Below are 19,552 nucleotides of genomic sequence, written 5' to 3' on the forward strand. Positions count from 1 at the left end.
AGCCCCCCGGGAACCGGTCGGTCGGCAGTCTGTTAGCAATGAAGACGGTCGGATCAGGGAATCCTGCAATGGCCAAGCGCGTCCTTGCGATCGGCATCGAACCCGGCAGTGCGGATGACAGCACCTTTCCGCAGCTCACGCCGGCGCTCGTGCGCAACTATATCGAAGCGCAGCTCCTGCGCCTGCGCGGCCTCGGCTACGAGGTCACGAGCTGCCTGATCGATCTCGATGCCACCGCTGAAGCTGCCGTGACGGCGGCGCTGCGCGAGGAGCACTTCGACTGCGTCGTCATCGGCGCGGGTCTGCGCGAGCCGAAGGAGCGGCTGCTGCTGTTCGAGAAAGTGCTCAACCTGGTCCATCACCTGGCGCCGCAGGCTGCCATCTGCTTCAACACGACGCCCGCCGACACGGTGGAGGCCGTGCAGCGCTGGCTCGATCCTTAGCCGTCGCAATCGCCCCTTTCCGGTAGAGCCGGACGCGATCGTGCTCTCTTTCACCCTGGACAAAGGGTCCTCGATCTGAGGGGACCAATGGTCATCCATGGGCGTCGCGACAGGGGGGTGCTTGGCGCAAGCCGCGGGGCGCGCCGGGTCCAAACAATATTCTGGCCCGGCATCGTCCCAGCCGTTATGACTGGCCATCAGATGGAGGATTCGGGATGCTTCGACGCCTTGGAATTGCGGTGTGTTTCTCGGTTGCTTTTGCCATCCCGGCCCATGATGCGCTGGCGCAGGACGCCGTCGGCGGCGCCATCATCGGCGGCGTGGGCGGAGCGATCTTGGGCGGCGCGCTTGGCGGTGGCCGCGGCGCGGCCATCGGTGCCGTCGTCGGCGCCGGCACGGGCGCTGCGATCGCCGCCGAAGGCGAACGCCGCCGCTCCGGCTATTATGCCTATCAGCGCGGCTGCTACATGCAGCGCCCCGACGGCCGCTACGTCCCGGTCGATCCGCGATACTGCTACTGAACCGGTCGGCACTGGCGCTTTCGTCTAGGACCTGCCCGGCGCTTCCGGCATGATCTGGCGCAGCGGCTCCGGCGAGATCGAGATCTGGCCGGTGAACGGACGGTCGTGCGCTGCGATCAGCAGCACCGAAGTCGCGACGCCGGTCGCGAACAGGCCCATCGCGATCGCCGATCCCAGGCGGTTGTCGCAATGCACGAAACCGATCACCAGCAGTTCGCACAGAGCCTGGAGATAAAGGCACCACCATTTCACCGCATTCACCGAAGCGAGACTGACGACGATGCGCTGCCTGCGCGCGTCCAGCGCCTGCTCCAGCGCAGCGAGGATCTCGCGCTGCGTGGTCTCCTGCGCGCGACCTTGCGGCGCCATCGTGACGACCATCTGCAGGGCCTCGGCGAGCGGCGCCGGCGTCGCCTTCAGCGAGGCTTCCTGGTGCGCCATCATCGGCCATTCCTGCGCGACGGCCTGTTCGACATAGTCGTGCACCAGTCCGCGTAGTTTTGCGTCCTGCTCCGCCGGCAGGCCGGCCGCAAGCAGTATGGCGCTTCGAAGCGCGCTGGCCTCGCGGCTCACCGCGGCGCCGCCGCGATCGCTGTCACCCCAGACCTGCGCCGCGGTGAAGGCGACGAACAGGCCGAAGATGATGCCGAGCACCGGCAGCATGCCGGGCGAGATCGCCTTCAGCGATGCCGCGCGCTCCTTCGTGGCAACCAGCGCGACCGCGACGAACGCCATTGCTGCCAGAAGATAGGTGAAGCCGAAGATCACCAGCGCCATCAAGGGCACCGGCAAATTGTGTAGCCAATCGCTCATGCGGTTCCTGCTACGCGATTCGTGGGCGAAAATCAGCCGCAACCCCTCGCGGCCTGGCGTGTCCCGCTTACGCCGGATGATAATGTGATCGTGCACTCGCTGCGCGGATGCGGCAATTGACAGTCGGGGCCTCGGTAGAAGAAGATTTATGCTGCAATCAGTCGGCGAGGCTCCATGCGAAAGCTACGATTTGCCGTTTCGGGCGCAGCGCTTGCTATGTTCGGGCTCGCGGCTTCGATCTGCAGCCATTCGGTCTATGCGCAGGACGAAGCCGCAATCATCTGGCCGACACGGCAATGGCAAACGTCTACGCCGGAAGAGCAGGGCATGGATTCGGCGGCGCTTGCCAAATTGCTTGATTTCGGCGCAACCCGCAGCCTCGACAGCCTCCTGTTGGTCCGGCACGGACGAATCGTGCTGGACGCCTATTACGCCCCGTATGCCGCCGACATTCCGCACCGGATAAACTCCGCTACCAAGGCGGTGGTCGGCACCCTGGTTGCGATCGCCCGCAAGGACGGCCTCTTGGACAGCTTCGACCATCCGATGCTGGATTTTTTTGGCGATCGCGCCATCGCGAATGTTGATGACAGAAAGAAAGCCATAACGATTCAGAACCTGCTCGACATGACCTCCGGCCTCGACTGGAAGGAGCCGCTGGACGGGCGCCCCGATACGATGATCGAGATGAGCCGTGAGCAGGACTGGACCCAATTCGTCCTTGATCGCCCAATGTCGAGCACGCCGGGCGACATCTTCAATTACAACAGCGGGGGTACGCATGTACTGTCCGCCATCATTGCCAAGCTCGCGGGGATGAACACCGCAGACTATGCCAAGGCAAAGCTGTTCGGCCCACTCGGGATCAGCGTCTCGAACTGGTGGCGCGATCCCCAGGGCATTCCGATCGGCGGATTCGGTCTGGCATTACTGCCCCGCGACATGGCCAAGATCGGCTATCTTTATTTGCGCAACGGCCAGTGGGAGAACAAGTCGCTGCTTCCACCCGGCTGGATCGACAAGGTCAACCATGCAACCGTGAACATGAATATGCCCCGGGCACCGGACCTGCGGTACTCCAACTTGTTCTGGGCGCTTCCCGAAAAGAATGTCTACATCGCGGACGGATATCATTGCCAGCTCATCATGGTCTTGCCGCGGCTGGACATCGTTGCGGTCACGACCGCCAGAGACTTTTGTCCGTTGGGCAGGCTGGCAGATTTGATTGCCGGTGCGGTGAAATCCGAAGGGGCATTGCCTCCGGACGCAGCCGGCGCAAATCTGCTCGCGGAGAAGATTCGCGAGCTATCGACCGAAACGGCGACGGTGGTCGGGGCTACGCCCGAGATCGCATCGGCAATATCGGGAAAGACCTACAAATTTCCGGCGAATGCGCTGGGTGTGAAATCGCTGTCGCTGACCCTCATCGATCCAAATCCGCACTATGATCTCCAGGCATACGCGCGGGATCGAGGTCGACAGTTGCTCCAGTTTAGCGATCCGATTGGACTTGATGGTCTGTATCGCAAGGGACAGCTGACCGCCTCCGGAGTATTTGCGACCAAGGGGAAGTGGTTGAACGACAAGACGTTTGAGATCGAGCGCCAGGCGGTCGGAATGGATGAACTACAGAAATGGACCTTGTCGTTCGACGGTGACAGGCTCATTCTGCACGCCAAGGATCGGGAAGGCCGCGACGTTTCGGTAGACAGTGAGCCCGGCGGATAGTGAAGCCGTCGCGGTCCCGCAACGGGGCCTCAGATCAGCCGCATGCCCTTCAAGCTCACATGCCCGTTCTTGCCGACGATGATGTGGTCGTGCACCGCAATCCCCAGCGGCTTGGCGATATCGATGATCGCCTTGGTCATCTGAATGTCCGCCTGCGAGGGCGAAGGATCGCCGGAGGGGTGCACGAGGATCAGCGCCGTCGCCGACAGCTCCAGAGCGCGCTTGATCACCTCGCGCGGATAGACCGGAGTGTGGTCGACGGTGCCGGTCTGCTGCACCTCGTCGGCGATCAGCTGGTTGCGCTTGTCGAGGAACAGCAGGCGAAACTGCTCCTTGTCGGCGAAGGCCATGCTGGTGCGGCAATAGGCGATCACCTCGTTCCAGGACGACAGCGCGTTGCGACTGTTGACCTCGCCCTTGGCGACGCGATGCGCCGCCGCCGCGATCAGCTTGAGCTGGTTGACCGCGGCCTCGCCGACGCCGTCGACCTCGCGCAGGCGCGCCACCGGGGCATGCACCACCTCGGCGAATGAGCCGAAGGTCTTGATCAGCGTCTTCGCCAGCGGCTTGGTGTCGCGCCGCGGCAGCGCCGGAAACAGCGCCATCTCGAGCAGCTCATAGTCGCTGAGCGCGTCCGCGCCGGCGCTGTAAAAGCGCTCGCGCAGCCGCTCGCGATGGCCGAGATAGTGCGGCGTGTCCTCTAGGTTGGTTTTGTCGGCATCGGTCTTGGCGGGCATCGCCCGCCAGCATTGCCGCGGATTGTCGCTTTTGCAACCGCCAATTGCGATGAAGCAGAGTGCGCTCGCAAAATCGCCGGAAGGGCGGGCTGGACCTTCAACTGTGCCCAAGTCCAGAGCTTTTTCGTCGATCCCGTCGCGAAGGCTGACCGTCGTCGTGTTCACCAACACCGCGCCGGAGGGCGGATTGAGCAAAAAAAGTTCGCGCCGACCGTTTCCTTTTCACGTCCCCGTTCGTCTCAGCGATGTGAACCCACCGAGCGGCCAGCACAGTCTTGGAAGGAGAACATCGATGCCAGAGAACAAACCCGCGCCGTCGCGACGCGCCATCGTTGCCACCGGGCTCGGGGCCGGCGCCCTGCTCGCCGCCCAGATCGTCCCGTCCCACAGCCAGACCAGGAGTTCGAACATGGAAGCCACCATCCGCACCGGCAGCGACATCACCACCCTCGTCAACGTCTTCACGGTCGAGCCTGGTAACCAGCAAAAGCTGGTCGAGCTCCTGAAAGAGGGCACCGAGAACTTCTTCAGCAAGCAGCCCGGATTCATCTCGTCCAGCGTCCACGCCGGCAAGGAGGGCGGCCGCGCCGTCAACTACTCGCAATGGCGGAACGCCCAGGACATCGAGAATTTCCGCAAAGATCCGAAATTCGCGCCTTACATCCAGCGCCTGGCCGCGATCGCCAAGGCCGAGACCATCCTGTGCGAAGTCGTCGAGGTCAATCATGCCTGACCCGTGTGTGGCGCTGCGATCTCGATTGACGTATCACGGATTCGGATGACGGGAGGTCAGGCTTGGCAGACGATGTGACCGGCAATGGCACGGGGGCGGTCCGGCAGACCGCCCTTCAGGCCCTCGAACGCCTTGCCGTGGAGATGCGGCCGCTTCTGCATCGCTACTGCGCGCGCATGACAGGCTCGGTCATCGACGGCGAGGACGTGGTTCAGGACGCGTTGCTCAAAGCCTTCGAGGCCGCACCGCGGACCGAGCCGCTGGACAATCCGGAGGGCTGGCTGTTCCGCATCGCCCATAACGCGGCGCTGGATTTCCTGCGCCGGCGCGCCCGCACCAACGCTGCTCACGCCGATGACGATCTGGACATGATCCCCGCTTTGACCAGCCCCGTGACCGAACGCGAGAGCGTCACCGCGAGCCTCGGGACCTTCATGCGCCTGCCGGTGACGCAGCGCAGCGCGGTGATCCTGCGCGACGTGCTCGGCTATTCCGTCGATGAGGTCTGCAACATCATGTGCGGCAGCGTCGCGGCGACCAAGGGCGCGCTGCAACGCGGCCGCGTTCGCCTGCGCGAGCTCGCGGCGGAGCCCGACGAGGTCAGCCCTCCTGAACTGGAGGCCGGCGAGCGCGCCCGCCTGATGCATTATGTCGAGCGCTTCAACGCGCGCGATTTCGAGTCCCTGCGCGACATGCTGGCCGACGACGTGCGGCTTGAGATGGTCAACCGGACGCGCCGGGCCGGCCGCCGCGATGTCAGCGAGTATTTCCACCGCTATGCCGAGACCAGCCCCTGGCATTGCGTCCCGGGCTTCGTCGACCGCCGCCCCGCGATCATCATGTTCGACCCGCAGGATCCGTCAGGTCCGCCGCGCTACTTCGTTCTGCTCGACTGGGAGAACGGCAACATCGTCAACATCAGGGATTTTCTGTTCGCGACTTACGCGATCGAGGGCGCCGAGCTGATCACGCTGGACCGATGAGTCGAGGTGGAAGCAGATCAGCCGATCTGCTTCTCGCCGTGCCGCTCCGACAGCGTGAAGATCTCGACGCCGGTGGCGGTGACGCCGACCGAGTGCTCGAACTGCGCCGACAGCGAGCGATCGCGGGTCACGGCGGTCCAGCCGTCGGACAGGATCTTCACATGCGGCTTGCCGAGATTGATCATCGGCTCGATGGTGAAGAACATGCCGGGCTTGAGCTGCACGCCCTCGCCCGGACGGCCGATATGGATGATGTTCGGCTCGTCGTGGAACATGCGCCCCAAACCGTGGCCGCAGAAATCGCGCACCACGCTCATGCCCTGCGGCTCGACAAAACTCTGGATGGCGTGGCCGATGTCGCCGGTGGTGGCGCCGGGCTTCACCGCGGCGATGCCGCGCATCATCGCCTCATAGGTCACCTCGATCAGCCGCTCGGCCTTGCGCGCGATCGGGCCGACCGCATACATCCGGCTGGAATCGCCATACCAGCCGTCGACGATGAAGGTGACGTCGATATTGACGATGTCGCCTTCCTTCAGCGGACGGTCGCCGGGCATGCCGTGGCAGACCACGTGGTTGAGCGAGGTGCAGGTCGAATAGCGATAGCCCCGATACATCAGCGTCGCCGGATAGGCGCCATGGCTGAAGGCGAACTCGCGGACGAATTCGTCGATGCGATCGGTCGCCACGCCCGGGCCGACGATGTCGGTGAGCTCGTCGAGGCACTTCGCCACCAGAGCACCCGCCTTGCGCATGCCGGCAAAGGCGTTCGGCCCATGCAGCTTGATCTGTCCGGTCTTGCGCAGCGAGGTATCGGTGGCTTCGACGTAGCTCATGCGGGCGCTATCTTCTGGAATATGGCGGAAGGGCTTGATTTGAGGCTCTAATTTAATGATTGGGGGATTTCGTGCAAGCTTGGCCAGAGCGTTTTCGAGCGAAGTGGGGACCGGTTCGCGTGAAGAAAACGCGCCAAAACGAGAATTCCGCCGGCCATGCGGCCGAAAGCGGTCTCAATTCGGGACTTCTACGGTGGTTTCCACCGGCAGCGCCCCGCCGCGGACGCGGATTTCGCGGACGGGGTAGGGAACCCGGATGCCCTCGCGCTTGAAGGCGTCCCACAGCGCCAGCATCACGTCGCTCTTGACGGCATCCATGCCGTCGGGATCCGCGAGCCAGAGCGTCAGCGAGAACTTCATGCCGGCCTCCGCGAACTCGGTCAGCAGGCAGTTCGGCGGCTTGCCCTTCTGGGCGCGCGGATGGGCCGAGGCGGTCTCGATCGCCAGCTTGCAGACCAGCTTCGGATCGGCGTCGTAATTGGTGCCGAAGGTGATCTTCACCAGCGTGTTCTTGTCGGTGTAGGTCCAGTTGACGACCTTCTGCGTCACCAGATCCTCGTTCGGGACCAGGAATTCGCGGCCGTCCCCGGCGGCCACGGAAATATAGCGCGTCTTCATCGCGCTGATGCGCCCGGTATTGTCGCCGATGGTGACGAGGTCGCCCGGCTTCACCGATTTGTCGGCGAGCAGGATGATGCCGGAGATGAAGTTGGCGACGATCTTCTGCAGGCCGATACCGATACCGACGCCGACCGCGCCGGAGAACACCGCAAGCGCCGAGAGGTCGATGCCGACGGTGCCGAGCGCGATCACGATCGCGACCGCAAGCAGCCCGATGCGGATGATCTTGATCAGCAGCACCTGGACCGACGGCGTCAGATCGGTCGTCGAGTTGATCTTGCTCTCGGCGAAATTGCTGGCGATGTTGGTGAGCCAGAGCGCGAGGATCAGCAGTGCGCCGGCCTTGAGCAGCAGCAGCGGTGTCAGCCTGAGACCGCCGAGCACGATGGCGTAGGAATCGAGCAGGTCGACCGTGGCCTCGAGCTGGCCGAGGATGGACAGCGCCGCGACGAACCAGGCCGCAACCGACACCAGCTTGACGAAGAAGGCATTGCGCAGCACCGAGGTCAGCAGCCGGATCACCAGCCAGGCGAGCCCGAGCTTGGCGGCGACCATCAGGAGATAGCTGCGGCTCGGCCAGGTCGCGTGATACATCACCACGCGGAAGATGATCACCAGCAGGGTGAACACCGCCGTCGAGGCGCTCGCGATCATCACACGGGCGAAGTGCCGGAGCGGCAGCGGCCAGCGCATCGCCACCGAGCTCATGTCGACGCGGTTGTGAACGCCGGTATCCGCCGCATAGGCGATGCCGGCCGCCGTCAGGATCAGGCCGAACTGCAGGTAGAACCAGGGCGAAGAGATCTCCGCTCCGACGCTGCGCGCAGTCGTCTGCACGAACTCCATGAGGTCTTTGAGGTCCATGTCCATCAGGCGGTCTCGTCGGGAAGCAGGCGGAAGGATTTGATTCGAAGGCGGCGCAGCGGCCGGACCATCGATACACCGGCATGTGAAGCGCGTTAAGGCCGCAAAATAAGGGCAGATTGCCGCGAGCGGGCGAAAATGGGTTGGCGCAGGAGTGTGGCGACGATAAGGATGCAATTCCAGCGATTTGTACCCGGAAGGTGGATGGCTTCCCTCGACTCTTTCAGCATCGCCATTCTGCTCGGCGCCGTCCTCGTCATGGCCGGCATCCTGTCGAGCCTGCTGGCGCTGCGCTTCGGCGCGCCGCTGCTGCTGGTCTTTCTCGCGATTGGCATGCTGGCGGGCGATGCAGGCCCCGGCCAGCTCCAGTTCAACGATGTCGGCACCACCTATCTGGTCGGCTCGGTGGCCCTGGCGCTGATCCTGTTCGACGGCGGTCTGAAGACGCGCTTTGCCAGCATCCGCACCGTGCTCGCGCCCTCCGTGGTGCTCGCCACCGTCGGCGTGCTGCTGACCGCGCTGATCACGGCGCCGTTCGCGAAATTCGCGCTCGACCTCAACTGGACGGAGTCGCTGCTGGTCGGGGCGGTGGTGGCCTCCACCGACGCGGCCGCGGTGTTCCTCCTGGTGCACACCCAGGGCCTGCGGCTGCGCCCGCGCGTCGGTGCGACGCTGGAAGCGGAATCCGGCACCAACGATCCCTTCGCGATCTTCCTGACCCTGATGCTGGTCGAATACATCTCGCTGGGCTCGAGCACGCCGGGCCATGTGGTGATGGAGTTCGTCCAGGAGGCGTTGCTCGGCGCCGTCGTCGGCGTGATCGGCGGGCGCCTCGTCGTCATCGGGCTCAACAAGGTCGCGCTGCCGCAGGGCCTGCACGCGCCGTTCGTGACCACCGCCGCGCTCGTGATCTTCGGCGGCTCGCAGATCATGCACGCCTCGGGCTTCCTTGCCGTCTATCTCGCCGGCATCATCATCGGCAATCGGCCGACGCGCGCGCATAATTCGGTGGTGGCGTTTCTGGATGCCGCGACCTGGCTGGCGCAGATCGTGATGTTCGTGCTGCTGGGCCTGCTGGTCTCGCCGAGCCGGCTGGGCTCCAGCGTGCTGCCGGCGATTGCCGTCGCGCTGGTGCTGATGCTGGTGGCGCGGCCGATCGCGGTGTTCGTGTGCCTGGCGCCATTCCGCTTCAACTGGCGCGAAAAGATCTTCATCGCCTGGACCGGCCTGCGCGGCGCGGTCGCGATCTTCCTGGCGTCGATCCCGATGCTGGTCGGCCTGTCAAAAGCCTATCTCTATTTCGACGTCGCCTTCGTCGTGGTGATCATTTCGCTGCTGCTGCAAGGCTGGACCTTGGCACCGGCCGCGCGAAAACTGCACGTGGCGCTGCCGCGCACCGAGCGCGGGCCGCGCCGCATCGAGCTCGATCTGCCCGGCCAGCTCGAGCAGCAGCTCGTCGGCTATCCGGTGCGGCCCAAAAGCCTTTACTTCCGCCGCGGCCTGATCCCGTCCTGGTCGAAGCCGACGCTGGTGATCCGCAACGAGCACATCCTGACGCCCGTGGAGGCCGAGCCGGTCGCGCCCGGCGACTACATCTACCTGCTGGCCCCGCCGGAGAAGGCCGAGGCGCTCGACCGCTTCTTCGTCGACATGCAGCCGAGCACGGCGCCCGATCCGCATCTGCTCGGCGACTTCATGGTCTCAGGCGATCACACGCTCGCCGAGCTCGCCGGGATCTACGGCGTCAAGGTGACCGAGGACGAGGGCAAGCTCACGCTTGCCGATTATTTCGACGTCCATCTCGACCGCGCGCCGAAGGAGGGCGCCGAGCTCGCGCTTGATACCATCGTGCTGGTGGCGCGCAGCATCTCAGGCGGCCGCGTCAACGTCGTCGGCCTCCGCCTGCCGGAAGACGACGAGACCCCGGCGCCACTGACGCGGCGTCAGGCGCTGCGAAAGAAGCTTGCGGAGATATGGTCGTCGGTGGCGGGGGTGTGACCCTGCCGTAGGGTGGGCAAAGCGACTTGTCCGCCGTAGCTCGAAGAGCGAAGGCGGAAGCGTGCCCACGCATTTTGCGTGATCGAGACAGATCGTGGGCACGGCGCAAGGGCGCCTTTGCCCACCCTACGAGAGTGGCTACAGAATCACGTCAGCACCTTGACGCCGCCGAACGAGGTCACGCGGCCCTGTCTCAGCATCACGATCTGCGTCGCGAGCTGGCGCAGCTCGGCGACGTCGTGGCTGACATAGACCATGGGGATATTGGCTTCGTCTCGCAGCCGTACCAGATAGGGCAGGATCTCGAGCTTGCGGGCCTCGTCGAGCGCGCCGAGCGGCTCGTCGAGCAGCAGCAAACGCGGCTTGGACAACAGCGCGCGGCCGAGCGCGACGCGCTGGCGCTCGCCGCCGGATAGCTTTCCGGGACGCCGATCAAGCAGCGCGCCGATGTCGAGCAGCTCGACGACGCGCTTGTGCTGCGCCGGATCGGCCGCAAGACGGTTCATCCGCCTTCCATAATCGAGATTTTGCGCGACGTTGAGATGCGGAAACAGCCGTGCATCCTGAAAGACGTAGCCGATGCGACGGCGCCAGGTCGGCACATGAATGCCTGATGCGGTGTCGTCGACCGTCTCGCCGTCGATGACGATGGTGCCGCGGTCGGGCCGCAGCAGGCCCGCGATCATGTTGATCAGCGAGGTCTTTCCGGCGCCGGACGCGCCGAACAGGCCGGTGACGCGGCCCTCGCTGGCGAAGGTCGCGTGCAGCGAAAATTCGCCCAGCTGTTTTTCGACGTCGACGCGCAGCATGGTCAATTCCCGTGCAGGCGCGCGGTGGCGCGGCGGGCGAACCATTCGGCTGATATGAGCGCGCCGAGCGCGAGCACGATCGAGACGATGACGAGCCTGCCTGCAGCCGCGTCGCCATCGGGCGTCTGGATCAGCGAATAGATCGCCGACGAGATCGTCTGGGTTTCGCCGGGAATGTTGGAGACGAAGGTGATGGTGGCGCCGAACTCGCCGATCGCCTTGGCAAAGCCCAGCACCATGCCGGCGAGCACGCCGGGCAGCGCCAAGGGCAGCGTCACCGTGAAGAATACCTTGAACGGCGCGGCGCCCAGCGTCTCGGCGGCCTGCTCGAGCTTGCGGTCGATCGCCTCGATCGACAGCCGCATCGGCCGCACCAGCAGCGGGAACGACATCACGCCGCAGGCGAGCGCAGCTCCGGTCCAGCGGAACGCGAAGACAATGCCGAGATGATCGGCGAGGAAGCTGCCGACGAGGCCGCGGCGGCCGAAGGTGAGCAGCAGCAAATAGCCGGTGACGACGGGCGGCAGCACCAAGGGCAGATGCACGACCGCATCGAGCACGGACTTGCCCCAGAAATCGCGGCGGGCGAGCAGCCACGCCAGCGCAATGCCGAATGGCGTTGCCACCAGCGTCGCGATGATGGCGACCCTGAGCGAGAGCAGGATCGCCGTCCATTCAGCGGGAGAGATGTCGAGCATCAAGTGCTAAAAATCAGGTCGTCGGGCTGATCAGGAATTTAAAGCCGTATTTTTCCAGAATGGTCTTGGCCGCATTGGTCCGCAGGAAGGCGAGATAGTCGTTGGTCTCGGGCTTGGCGGTGGTGGTTGCCGCGACCGGATAGATGATCGCGGGATGCGAATCCGCCGGGAAGGTGCCGACGATCTTCACGCCGGGCTCGACCTTGGCGTCGGTGGAATAGACGATCCCGAGATTGGCCTCGCCGCGGGCCACCAGCGTCAGCGCGGCGCGCACGCTCTCGGCCATCGCGAATTTCGGTTCGGCAGCCTGCAAGGCGCCCAGCTTCTCCAGTGCGGCCTTGGCGTATTTGCCTGCTGGCACGGACTTGACGTCGCCGGTCGCGATCCTGCCGTCGCCGGCGAGTTTTGCGAGATCAAAACCTTGCGCGATCGTGACGTTGTCGATCCTGGCATCCTTTGGTGCGATCAGCACGATGCTGTTGCCGAGCAGGTTGACTCTGGAAGGCGCGTCGATGGTCTTCTTGGAGACCGCGTAGTCCATCCAGTCGGTATCAGCGGAGACGAACACGTCGGCCGGCGCGCCCTGCTCGATCTGTTTTGCCAGCACCGAGCTCGCAGCATAGCTGACGCTGAATTTGATGCCGGTCTTGGCGGTGTAGGCGGCATCGACCTCGTCGAGCGCGTTCTTCATCGAGGCGGCGGCGAAAACCGTGATGGTCTTGTCCTCGGCGCTGGCAGGCGCGAGGCCCGCGAGCATGACGAAGGCAATGAAAAGTCCGGCGATACGATACATCGATGGCGCTCCGTGCGAGCCCGCGCGCGCAAACGCACGCGCAAATCTGGCGGTGGGTGGTTGGATCGCGACGGGCGGAAGCGCTGTTCCACGTCCCCCCGCGACGGCTTACGGCCGGCGGGGATATCGCAGATGCGAAGATAGCAGGCTAAGGCCGGAGGTCAAAGGTCCCGCTTATTGCGCTGGCAGGATGGAAATGGACAGGGAATTGTCCTTGGCGCCGCTGATCTGGAGCACGAAGGGCTTGTCCGAGAGTTCGTATTTCATGGCCTTGCGGATGCCGTCACAATCGGTCGCGCCGCTGAAGGCCACGGGTTTCAGGACATGCCCCTCCTGGACCAGATCGACCCAGACGCCGGAGGACAGACTGATCGTGTAGAGACTGGCCTTGGCCGCCTTGATGCTGATGAAGCCGGCAAAGGTGCCGTCCTTCGGCGCGCGCTCGGGCGGCGACGGCAGCTTTGCTTCGTTAGGTGCGACCAGCCCCAGCGTGATCGCCGAGGAGGGCACCGCAGCCTGCTCGGCCCCCGAGGCCAGCTTGGCACGGTCAGGTGCAGTCAGCGCGGCACGGTCGCGCTCGATCGGCCATTTGAACTTGTCGCAGCCGCTGGGCTCCTCCGCGGCAAAGGCAGAGGTCGCGCTGATCGAGAGCACGGCAAGAAGGGCGAGGACGCGCATGTCAATTCTCATCGTTGGCCACGCGTTAGCGCGGCGTGCGGTCAGGTTTTGTCGGAGGCGGGATGCGCATCCCGAAATGCCGCAGGCTTACGGCCGTGGGGCAGGGCGGATATTAGTGTATTTGGGGAGTGCGTACCAACCAACTCATCGTCATCCCGAACAAGCGCAGCTCGTAGCCCGGATGGAGCGCCAGCGTAATCCGGGTCCCTCGCGCAGAGTGATTGGCTTTCCCGGATTGCGCTTCGCTCCATCCGGGCTAACGAGCAGCCGCGCCCCTACGGCTTCGCGTCCGGCGCCCGCAGCACGGCTTTGCAGGCCGCCGGCATCTGCGCCAAGGTCATCGGCGGCTTTGGTTTCGGCGGCTCAGGCGGCGGCTTGGGATGCAGCACGCCCTCGCTGAACCAATAGGCGAGATCGGAGGGCTTGCAGCCCTCGTCCTCGGATTGCGACGGCTGGCCCTTGCAGTCGGTGGCGCCGGCCGGGCAGCGCATGCGGATGTGGAAGTGATAGTCGTGGCCCCACCACGGCCGGATCTTCGACAGCCAGGAGCGGTCGCCCTTGGCCTCACGACACAGCGCCTTCTTGATCGCGGGATTGACGAAGATGCGCTGCACCGCCGGCTCCTGCGCCGCATCGCGCAGCACCAGCACATGGCCTGATGTGAAGACTTTGGGATCGATGTCGAGGCGATCCTCGCGCACCATCATCACCGCCGACATCTCCTCGCGCTCCTCGCGCGAGAGCCGGTGGTCCGGCATCGGCGTCAGCCAGATGTCGGCGTCCAGCCCGATCTGATGGCTGGCATGGCCTGACAGCGCCGGCCCGCCGCGCGGCTGGCCGATATCGCCGACCAGGATGCCCGGCCAGCCCGCGTCCTTGTGCGCCTTGGCCGAAAGGCGCTTGATCAGCGCGATCATGTCGGGGTGGCCGTAGTTGCGATTGCGCGACAGCCGCATGACCTGCCAGGTGTCGCCGTTGAGCGGCATCTGCTCGGCACCGCCGATGCAGCCCTTCACATAGGAGCCGATCACGTGCGCCGGCCCTTTCGAGGGCAGCAGTTTTCGCGCGAACAGCTCCTTGGCGCCGATCTTGGGATCATTGGGATTGGCGAGCGGCGGCAGCGGCTTCGGGTTCACGCTGCCCTTGTCCTGGGCCAGCGCGCCGCCGGCGGCCAGGACTTTCATGACGACGAGCGTCATCGCAAGCAGGAGAGGAATGATGCGGCGGCGACTCATCTTGACACTCTTATAGCCCATCGCGGAGCCGATGCCGCGCGCGGCGATGCGCCCAGCACGACATTTAATTTTCCGCCGATCATCCCCATGCCGGCCGTTCTTAACGATACGATAACTCTATCCTGCATTGACCAAAATTCGTGCGCGGAACGAGATGCGCGTGTCGCCTGCATGCAAGCGGCGTCTGTTCCGGAATTGATTCATGGAGACTGCGCGTTTTTGCGCCTTCTCTCTCGCCGGTCGCGACGCGGAAGCAGGTTCGACGCGCCTGGTGAGGTTTCTCGCGCCTCGCAAACGGGCAAATGGTCCGACGCTCGGCCCGCTTGTCGGTGCCGCCGCTGGCCGGGATTACTTTTCTTTCAGACACTTGGAGCAAGAGTTGCGGCCGCTGGGCGCGGTTAAGGCGTGTGAAGTTGAGTTTGGGGTCCAAAAAAGCAAAAAAGCGAAAGCAGGGCGTGCGTGCGGGACGACGTCAGCGCAAGCCGCGCTTTGCGCGCGCGACTAGTCCGCTGATCGAACGCGATCTGCTCATGCAGAGCCGCGCGGAAGCTGAAGCCGCCATCGCGGACGCCCGCAGGTCGCACGACCGGCTGCGCCAAGCCGTCGATCTCCTGCCGCAAGGCATCGTGATCCTCGATCCCGAAGGCCGCTACGTTCTCTGGAACAAGCAGTACGCCGAGATCTACAGCAAGACCGCCGATCTGTTCCAGGAAGGCGCGCGTCTGGAGGACACGCTGCGCGTCGGCGTCGCCCGCGGCGACTATCCGGAAGCGGCCGGCCACGAGGAGGAGTGGATCGCCGCACGGCTGAAGAAGCTCTACGAGCCCGGCAAGCGTCATGAGCAGACGTTGTCCGACGGCCGCGTCATCCTGATCGAGGAACGCCGCACCGATGACGGCGGCGTGGTCGGCCTGCGCGTCGACATCACCGAATTGAAGCAGCGCGAGGCCTCGTTCCGCCTGCTGTTCGACGGCAATCCCGTCCCCATGATCGTCTGCGCGTTGGACGACGAGCGCATCCTCGGCGTCAACGACGCCGCGATCGCGCATTACGGCTACAGCCGCGCCGAGTTCGAGCGGCTGAAGATCCGCTCGCTGCAGGCCTTCGACAGCGAGCCGCCCTGGACCATCGACCGCTCCAGCGACGAGCAGGCCGCGCGCATCTGGAAGCACGTCAAGGCCGACGGTGCGCTGATCGACCTTGCGATCTATTCCCGCGAATTGACCTATGCCGACCGGCCCGCGGTGCTGCTGGCGCTGATGGACATCACCGAGCGCAAGCGCGCCGAGGCGCGGCTTGCCTTCATGGCCCAGCATGACGCCCTGACCGGACTGCCGAACCGCAATCGGCTGCGCCAGATCATGGACGAGATGCTGCTGCACACCCGCCGCAGCTCCGAGAAGGTCGCGGTGCTGATGCTCGGGCTCGACAATTTCAAGGCGGTCAACGACACGCTGGGGCACGCGATCGGCGACAAGCTGTTGCGCGGCGTCGCCAAGCGGCTGCGCTCGACCTTGCGCGAGGAAGACGCGCTGGCACGGCTCAATTCCGACGAGTTCGCGATCGTGCAGAGCGGCCTGGCGCGGCCCGAGGACGCGGTGGGCCTTGCCAAGCGGCTGCTCGAGGCCATCGCCGATCCCTATCTGCTCGACGGCCATTCCGTGGTGATCGGCGCCTCCATCGGCATTGCGATGGCGCCCGGCGACGGCGAGGAGTCCGAAAAGCTGCTCAAGAGTGCCGGCATGGCGCTGTCGCGCGCCAAGCAGGATTCGCGCGGCAGCTTCGCCTTCTTCGAGGCCGCGCTCGATGCCAGGGCGCAGAGCCGCCGCAAGATCGAGGTCGAGCTGCGCGATGCCATCCAGAACGACGTGCTGCGCCCCTATTATCAGCCGCTGATCGACCTATCGAGCGGCCGCATCACCGGCTTCGAGGCTTTGGTGCGCTGGCCGCATGCCGAGCGCGGCATGGTCTCGCCGGCCGAGTTCATTCCGGTCGCTGAAGAGACGGGGCTGATCAATCCGCTCGGCGGCCTGATGCTGCGCCGCGCCTGCCTCGATGCCGCGACCTGGCCGGACGACGTCCGCGTCGCCGTCAATTTGTCGCCGTTGCAGTTTCGCAGCGGCAATCTGCTGTCGGTGGTGACGGACGCGCTGAAGCATTCCGGCCTGCCGCCGCGCCGGCTCGAGCTCGAGATCACCGAGACACTGCTGCTGGAGAAGAGCGCGCAGGTGCTGGCGACGCTGCATGCGCTGCGTGCGCTCGGCGTGCGCATCTCGATGGACGATTTCGGCACCGGCTATTCCAGCCTCAGCTATCTGCGCAGCTTCCCGTTCGACAAGATCAAGATCGACCAGTCCTTCGTGCGCGATCTCGGTGCCAATCGCGAGGCACAGGCGATCATCCGCTCCATCGTCAGTCTCGGCAAAGGCCTTGGTGTCACCATCACCGCCGAAGGCGTCGAGACCGAGGCCGAGCTGAGCTGCCTCCGCGCCGAGGGTTGCGACGAGGGCCAGGGTTTTCTGTTCAGCAAGGCCCGGCCGAACGTCGAGATCATCAGCCTGCTCGCGGCGCAGCGTGGCATCGACGGCGGGGACGCGCTGGTGGCGTAGCGCTTGAAGGCGGGCTGTCCCAAAAACGATAGTTCAAATTACGATCATGCATGCGTCGGAAGAAAATATATCCGGCATGTCGGCCTCATGGGGCGGCTGTGCCCGAGCCGCGGCATAGGCGATCACCAATCCGGCTGCGCTCGCGATCCAGAATGCCATCGATCTGTGTCCAATGTCCGCGACAGTATGTTATCGCCGACTTCGCCTGACCGCCATCATCCCCTCGCGCTGTACGGCGCTCGGCCGGGTCGCTTATGCAAGGCGTGCATAATCATATTTCGACCTGACATTGGATTTTCGTCAGGTGGGCCGGCACCTTCGCGGAAAGAGCCGAATTCCGTCCGGGGGAACGCAACATGTCCGACAATAGGCAGGCAGAACATTTGTCCGACGCTGGGCTGACCCGTCGCCGCCTGGTGTCGCTCGCGGCGACGACCACAGGCGCGATCGGTTCGACGATGCTAGATCTGCCCGCCTTCGCCGAGGAGAAGACAGAAGTGGCCACCGATCAGATCGAAAAACTGCTGCCGGGCTTTCGCCAAAGCCGCATCAGGACGTCGGGCGCGGAGATCAACACCTTCGTGAAGGGCGAGGGCGCGCCGCTGTTGCTGCTGCACGGCCATCCGCAAACACTGGTGTGCTGGCACAAGGTCGCGCCAAAACTCGCCGAGCGTTTCACGGTTGTGCTCACCGATATCAGGGGGTACGGCGATTCCAGCAAGCCCCACGGCGGCAAGGACAGCATCGCCTATTCCAAGCGCGAGATGGCGCGCGACCAGGTCGAGGTGATGCGCGCACTCGGCTTCGAGCGCTTCTTCGCGGCAGGTCACGACCGCGGCGCACGTGTCCTGCACCGCCTGCTGCTGGATCATCCCGCCGCCGTGACCAGGGCCGCCGTGCTCGACATCGCGCCGACCGCGACGATGTACGCCAGGGCGAACAAGGAGTTCGCCATGCGCTACATGTGGTGGTTCTTCCTGAGCCAGCCGGCGCCGCTGCCGGAAACCCTGATCGGCAACAATCTCGACTTCTATCTGCAGGCGCACATCAACAAGCAGAACAAGACGCCGGGCGCGATCGATCCGCTCGCCCTCGCGGAATACCGCCGCTGCTATACGGCCGAGACGCTGCACGCCGTCTGCGAGGATTACCGCGCCGCCGCCGGCATCGATTTGGTCCACGATGCGGCCGATGCAGACAAGCGGATCGCGTGCCCGTTGCTCGCGCTGTGGGGCGAAAAGGGCGTCGTCGGATCGACCTACGACGTGCGCCAGACCTGGCGCGAAAAGGCCGTGGATATCAGCGGCGAAAGCCTGCCTTGCGGACACTATCTGCCCGAGGAGGCGCCGGAGCTGGTGATCGAAAAGCTGCGCAACTTCTTCACTTGATCCCGCCCACATTGAACCTGCCCGGCCTCCAGGCGCACCAAAGCCACTGAAGTCCCTGACATCAGCGGCAAGGAACGTGCGATGAAGGCCCTGAAAGCATCGATCTGTGTTGCGATGACCGCGCTCGCGCTGAGCTTGTCGCTGGCCACGCCGTCTCATGCGAGCGAGGATGAGGCCGGCATGCTCACCCGGCAGATGAAAGAGCTTTATCGGGCCGGCAAATACACCGAGGCGCTGCCGCTCGCCCAGCAGGCGCTGGCCCTGCGCGAGAAGGAATTCGGCGCCGACGATGCCCACGTCGCGATGCCGCTGAATGACCTCGGCACCATTCATTACAATCTCGGTCAATATCCGGTCGCCGAGCTCCTGTACAAGCGCTCGCTGGCGATCCGGGAGAAGACGCTCGGCCCTGACGATCCCGAGGTCGCGATGGTGCTGAACAATCTCGGCGAGCTCTACCGCGTGGAAGAGCGCTACGCCGATGCGGAGCCGCTGCTGAAGCGGTCGCTCGCGATCGGCGAGAAGGCGCGCGGTCCCAACGATCCCTCCATCGTGCTGGCGTTGAGCAACCTCGCCGCCGTCTACAGCAATCAGCACCGCTACGACCAGGCCGTGCCGCTGTTCAAGCGCGGGCTCGCCGTGCTCGAGAAGGCGCAAGGTCCGGACGATCCCGAAGCCACGGTGCTGATGAGCAATCTCGCCGACGCCTATATCCACCGGCATCGCTATGCCGAGGCCGAGCGGCTGCTCAAGCGCGCGATGGCGGTAACGGAGAAGGCGTATGGGCCCGATCACCCCGATATCGCGCAGGCGCAGAACAATCTGGCCGCACTCTACGGGCGCCAGGGTCGTCTGGCCGACGCCGAGCGGCTGTACAAGCAATCGGTCGCCACCATGGAGAAGACGCTCGGCCCCAACCATCCTGACATTGCCGACGTGCTGGAGAATTTGGCCGATCTCTACAAGGATGAGGGCCGCTACGCCGACGCGCAGCAAGTCATCAAGCGGTCGATGGCCATTCGCGGCAAGACAGGGGCGATCTGAACAGGCCCGCGCGAAGCGCCT

General features: G+C 64.7%; 18 protein-coding genes. 9 read left to right on the top strand and 9 right to left on the bottom strand.

Going from position 1 to position 19,552, the window contains the following annotated elements:
- Positions 1–68 precede the first annotated feature (68 nt).
- Together ACNJX9_RS03435 and ACNJX9_RS03440 are read left to right on the top strand one after the other, a co-directional pair.
- A complete protein-coding gene (locus ACNJX9_RS03435; protein WP_439407801.1) occupies positions 69–443 on the top strand; it encodes a hypothetical protein in 375 nt (124 codons plus the stop codon).
- A 215-nt stretch (positions 444–658) separates the two neighbouring features.
- The gene (locus ACNJX9_RS03440) at positions 659–964 is read left to right on the top strand and encodes a hypothetical protein (protein WP_271620742.1); all 306 of its coding nucleotides are present in this window, start codon (positions 659–661) and stop codon (positions 962–964) included.
- A 24-nt stretch (positions 965–988) separates the two neighbouring features.
- On the opposite strand, the gene ACNJX9_RS03445 is transcribed toward ACNJX9_RS03440, so the two are convergent.
- The gene (locus ACNJX9_RS03445; RefSeq protein WP_439407802.1) at positions 989–1,777 is read right to left on the bottom strand and encodes a DUF4239 domain-containing protein; all 789 of its coding nucleotides are present in this window, start codon (positions 1,775–1,777) and stop codon (positions 989–991) included.
- Between the two features lie 174 nt (positions 1,778–1,951).
- Between ACNJX9_RS03445 and ACNJX9_RS03450 the strand changes: the two genes are divergently transcribed.
- Positions 1,952–3,505: a serine hydrolase domain-containing protein gene (locus ACNJX9_RS03450; protein ID WP_439407803.1), complete on the top strand. Its 1,554-nt coding sequence runs from the start codon at positions 1,952–1,954 to the stop codon at positions 3,503–3,505.
- A gap of 29 nt (positions 3,506–3,534) precedes the next feature.
- Here the strand turns inward: ACNJX9_RS03450 and radC are convergent, their stop codons facing one another.
- Positions 3,535–4,242, bottom strand: a complete 708-nt coding sequence (gene radC / locus ACNJX9_RS03455) for a RadC family protein (protein WP_439407804.1) — start codon at positions 4,240–4,242, stop codon at positions 3,535–3,537.
- A 292-nt stretch (positions 4,243–4,534) separates the two neighbouring features.
- On the opposite strand from radC, the gene ACNJX9_RS03460 reads away from it, so the two are divergent.
- Positions 4,535–4,975, top strand: coding sequence for an antibiotic biosynthesis monooxygenase family protein (locus tag ACNJX9_RS03460; protein ID WP_057744442.1), 441 nt, complete (start codon positions 4,535–4,537; stop codon positions 4,973–4,975).
- Between the two features lie 62 nt (positions 4,976–5,037).
- Positions 5,038–5,958 (top strand): sigma-70 family RNA polymerase sigma factor, encoded by a 921-nt coding sequence (locus ACNJX9_RS03465; RefSeq protein WP_439407805.1) that lies wholly within the window; start codon positions 5,038–5,040, stop codon positions 5,956–5,958.
- A 17-nt stretch (positions 5,959–5,975) separates the two neighbouring features.
- On the opposite strand, the gene map is transcribed toward ACNJX9_RS03465, so the two are convergent.
- On the bottom strand, positions 5,976–6,794 hold the full coding sequence (gene map / locus ACNJX9_RS03470) for a type I methionyl aminopeptidase (protein WP_057744446.1): 819 nt from the start codon (positions 6,792–6,794) through the stop codon (positions 5,976–5,978).
- Between the two features lie 174 nt (positions 6,795–6,968).
- Positions 6,969–8,285, bottom strand: coding sequence for a mechanosensitive ion channel family protein (locus ACNJX9_RS03475; protein WP_439407806.1), 1,317 nt, complete (start codon positions 8,283–8,285; stop codon positions 6,969–6,971).
- A 198-nt stretch (positions 8,286–8,483) separates the two neighbouring features.
- On the opposite strand from ACNJX9_RS03475, the gene ACNJX9_RS03480 reads away from it, so the two are divergent.
- Positions 8,484–10,277, top strand: coding sequence for a potassium/proton antiporter (locus ACNJX9_RS03480; RefSeq protein WP_439407807.1), 1,794 nt, complete (start codon positions 8,484–8,486; stop codon positions 10,275–10,277).
- A 146-nt stretch (positions 10,278–10,423) separates the two neighbouring features.
- Here ACNJX9_RS03480 and modC read toward each other — a convergent pair whose 3' ends face one another.
- The 5 genes from modC to mepA form a co-directional block, all read right to left on the bottom strand.
- Positions 10,424–11,086 carry a molybdenum ABC transporter ATP-binding protein gene (modC, locus tag ACNJX9_RS03485; protein WP_439407808.1) on the bottom strand — a complete coding sequence of 221 codons (663 nt, stop codon included), beginning with the start codon at positions 11,084–11,086 and terminating at the stop codon, positions 10,424–10,426.
- Between the two features lie 2 nt (positions 11,087–11,088).
- Complete coding sequence (gene modB / locus ACNJX9_RS03490) at positions 11,089–11,784, bottom strand: molybdate ABC transporter permease subunit (RefSeq protein ID WP_057744459.1); 696 nt, start codon at positions 11,782–11,784, stop codon at positions 11,089–11,091.
- A 13-nt stretch (positions 11,785–11,797) separates the two neighbouring features.
- The gene (gene modA, locus ACNJX9_RS03495) at positions 11,798–12,577 is read right to left on the bottom strand and encodes a molybdate ABC transporter substrate-binding protein (protein ID WP_439407809.1); all 780 of its coding nucleotides are present in this window, start codon (positions 12,575–12,577) and stop codon (positions 11,798–11,800) included.
- Between the two features lie 174 nt (positions 12,578–12,751).
- Positions 12,752–13,255, bottom strand: a complete 504-nt coding sequence (locus tag ACNJX9_RS03500; RefSeq protein WP_439407810.1) for a hypothetical protein — start codon at positions 13,253–13,255, stop codon at positions 12,752–12,754.
- Between the two features lie 275 nt (positions 13,256–13,530).
- The gene (gene mepA, locus ACNJX9_RS03505) at positions 13,531–14,490 is read right to left on the bottom strand and encodes a penicillin-insensitive murein endopeptidase (RefSeq protein WP_439407811.1); all 960 of its coding nucleotides are present in this window, start codon (positions 14,488–14,490) and stop codon (positions 13,531–13,533) included.
- Positions 14,491–15,020: 530 nt separating this feature from the next.
- Here mepA and ACNJX9_RS03510 point away from each other — a divergent pair.
- From ACNJX9_RS03510 to ACNJX9_RS03520, 3 genes are all read left to right on the top strand, one after another.
- Positions 15,021–17,099, top strand: coding sequence for a putative bifunctional diguanylate cyclase/phosphodiesterase (locus ACNJX9_RS03510; protein WP_439410248.1), 2,079 nt, complete (start codon positions 15,021–15,023; stop codon positions 17,097–17,099).
- Between the two features lie 356 nt (positions 17,100–17,455).
- Positions 17,456–18,487: an alpha/beta fold hydrolase gene (locus ACNJX9_RS03515; RefSeq protein WP_439407812.1), complete on the top strand. Its 1,032-nt coding sequence runs from the start codon at positions 17,456–17,458 to the stop codon at positions 18,485–18,487.
- An 81-nt stretch (positions 18,488–18,568) separates the two neighbouring features.
- Positions 18,569–19,531 (top strand): tetratricopeptide repeat protein, encoded by a 963-nt coding sequence (locus tag ACNJX9_RS03520; RefSeq protein WP_439407813.1) that lies wholly within the window; start codon positions 18,569–18,571, stop codon positions 19,529–19,531.
- The last annotated feature ends 21 nt before the right edge of the window (positions 19,532–19,552 follow it).

The sequence above is a fragment of the Bradyrhizobium sp. BLXBL-03 genome, assembly GCF_051853015.1.
In the GTDB taxonomy this organism is placed as follows: Bacteria; Pseudomonadota; Alphaproteobacteria; order Rhizobiales; family Xanthobacteraceae; genus Bradyrhizobium; species Bradyrhizobium manausense.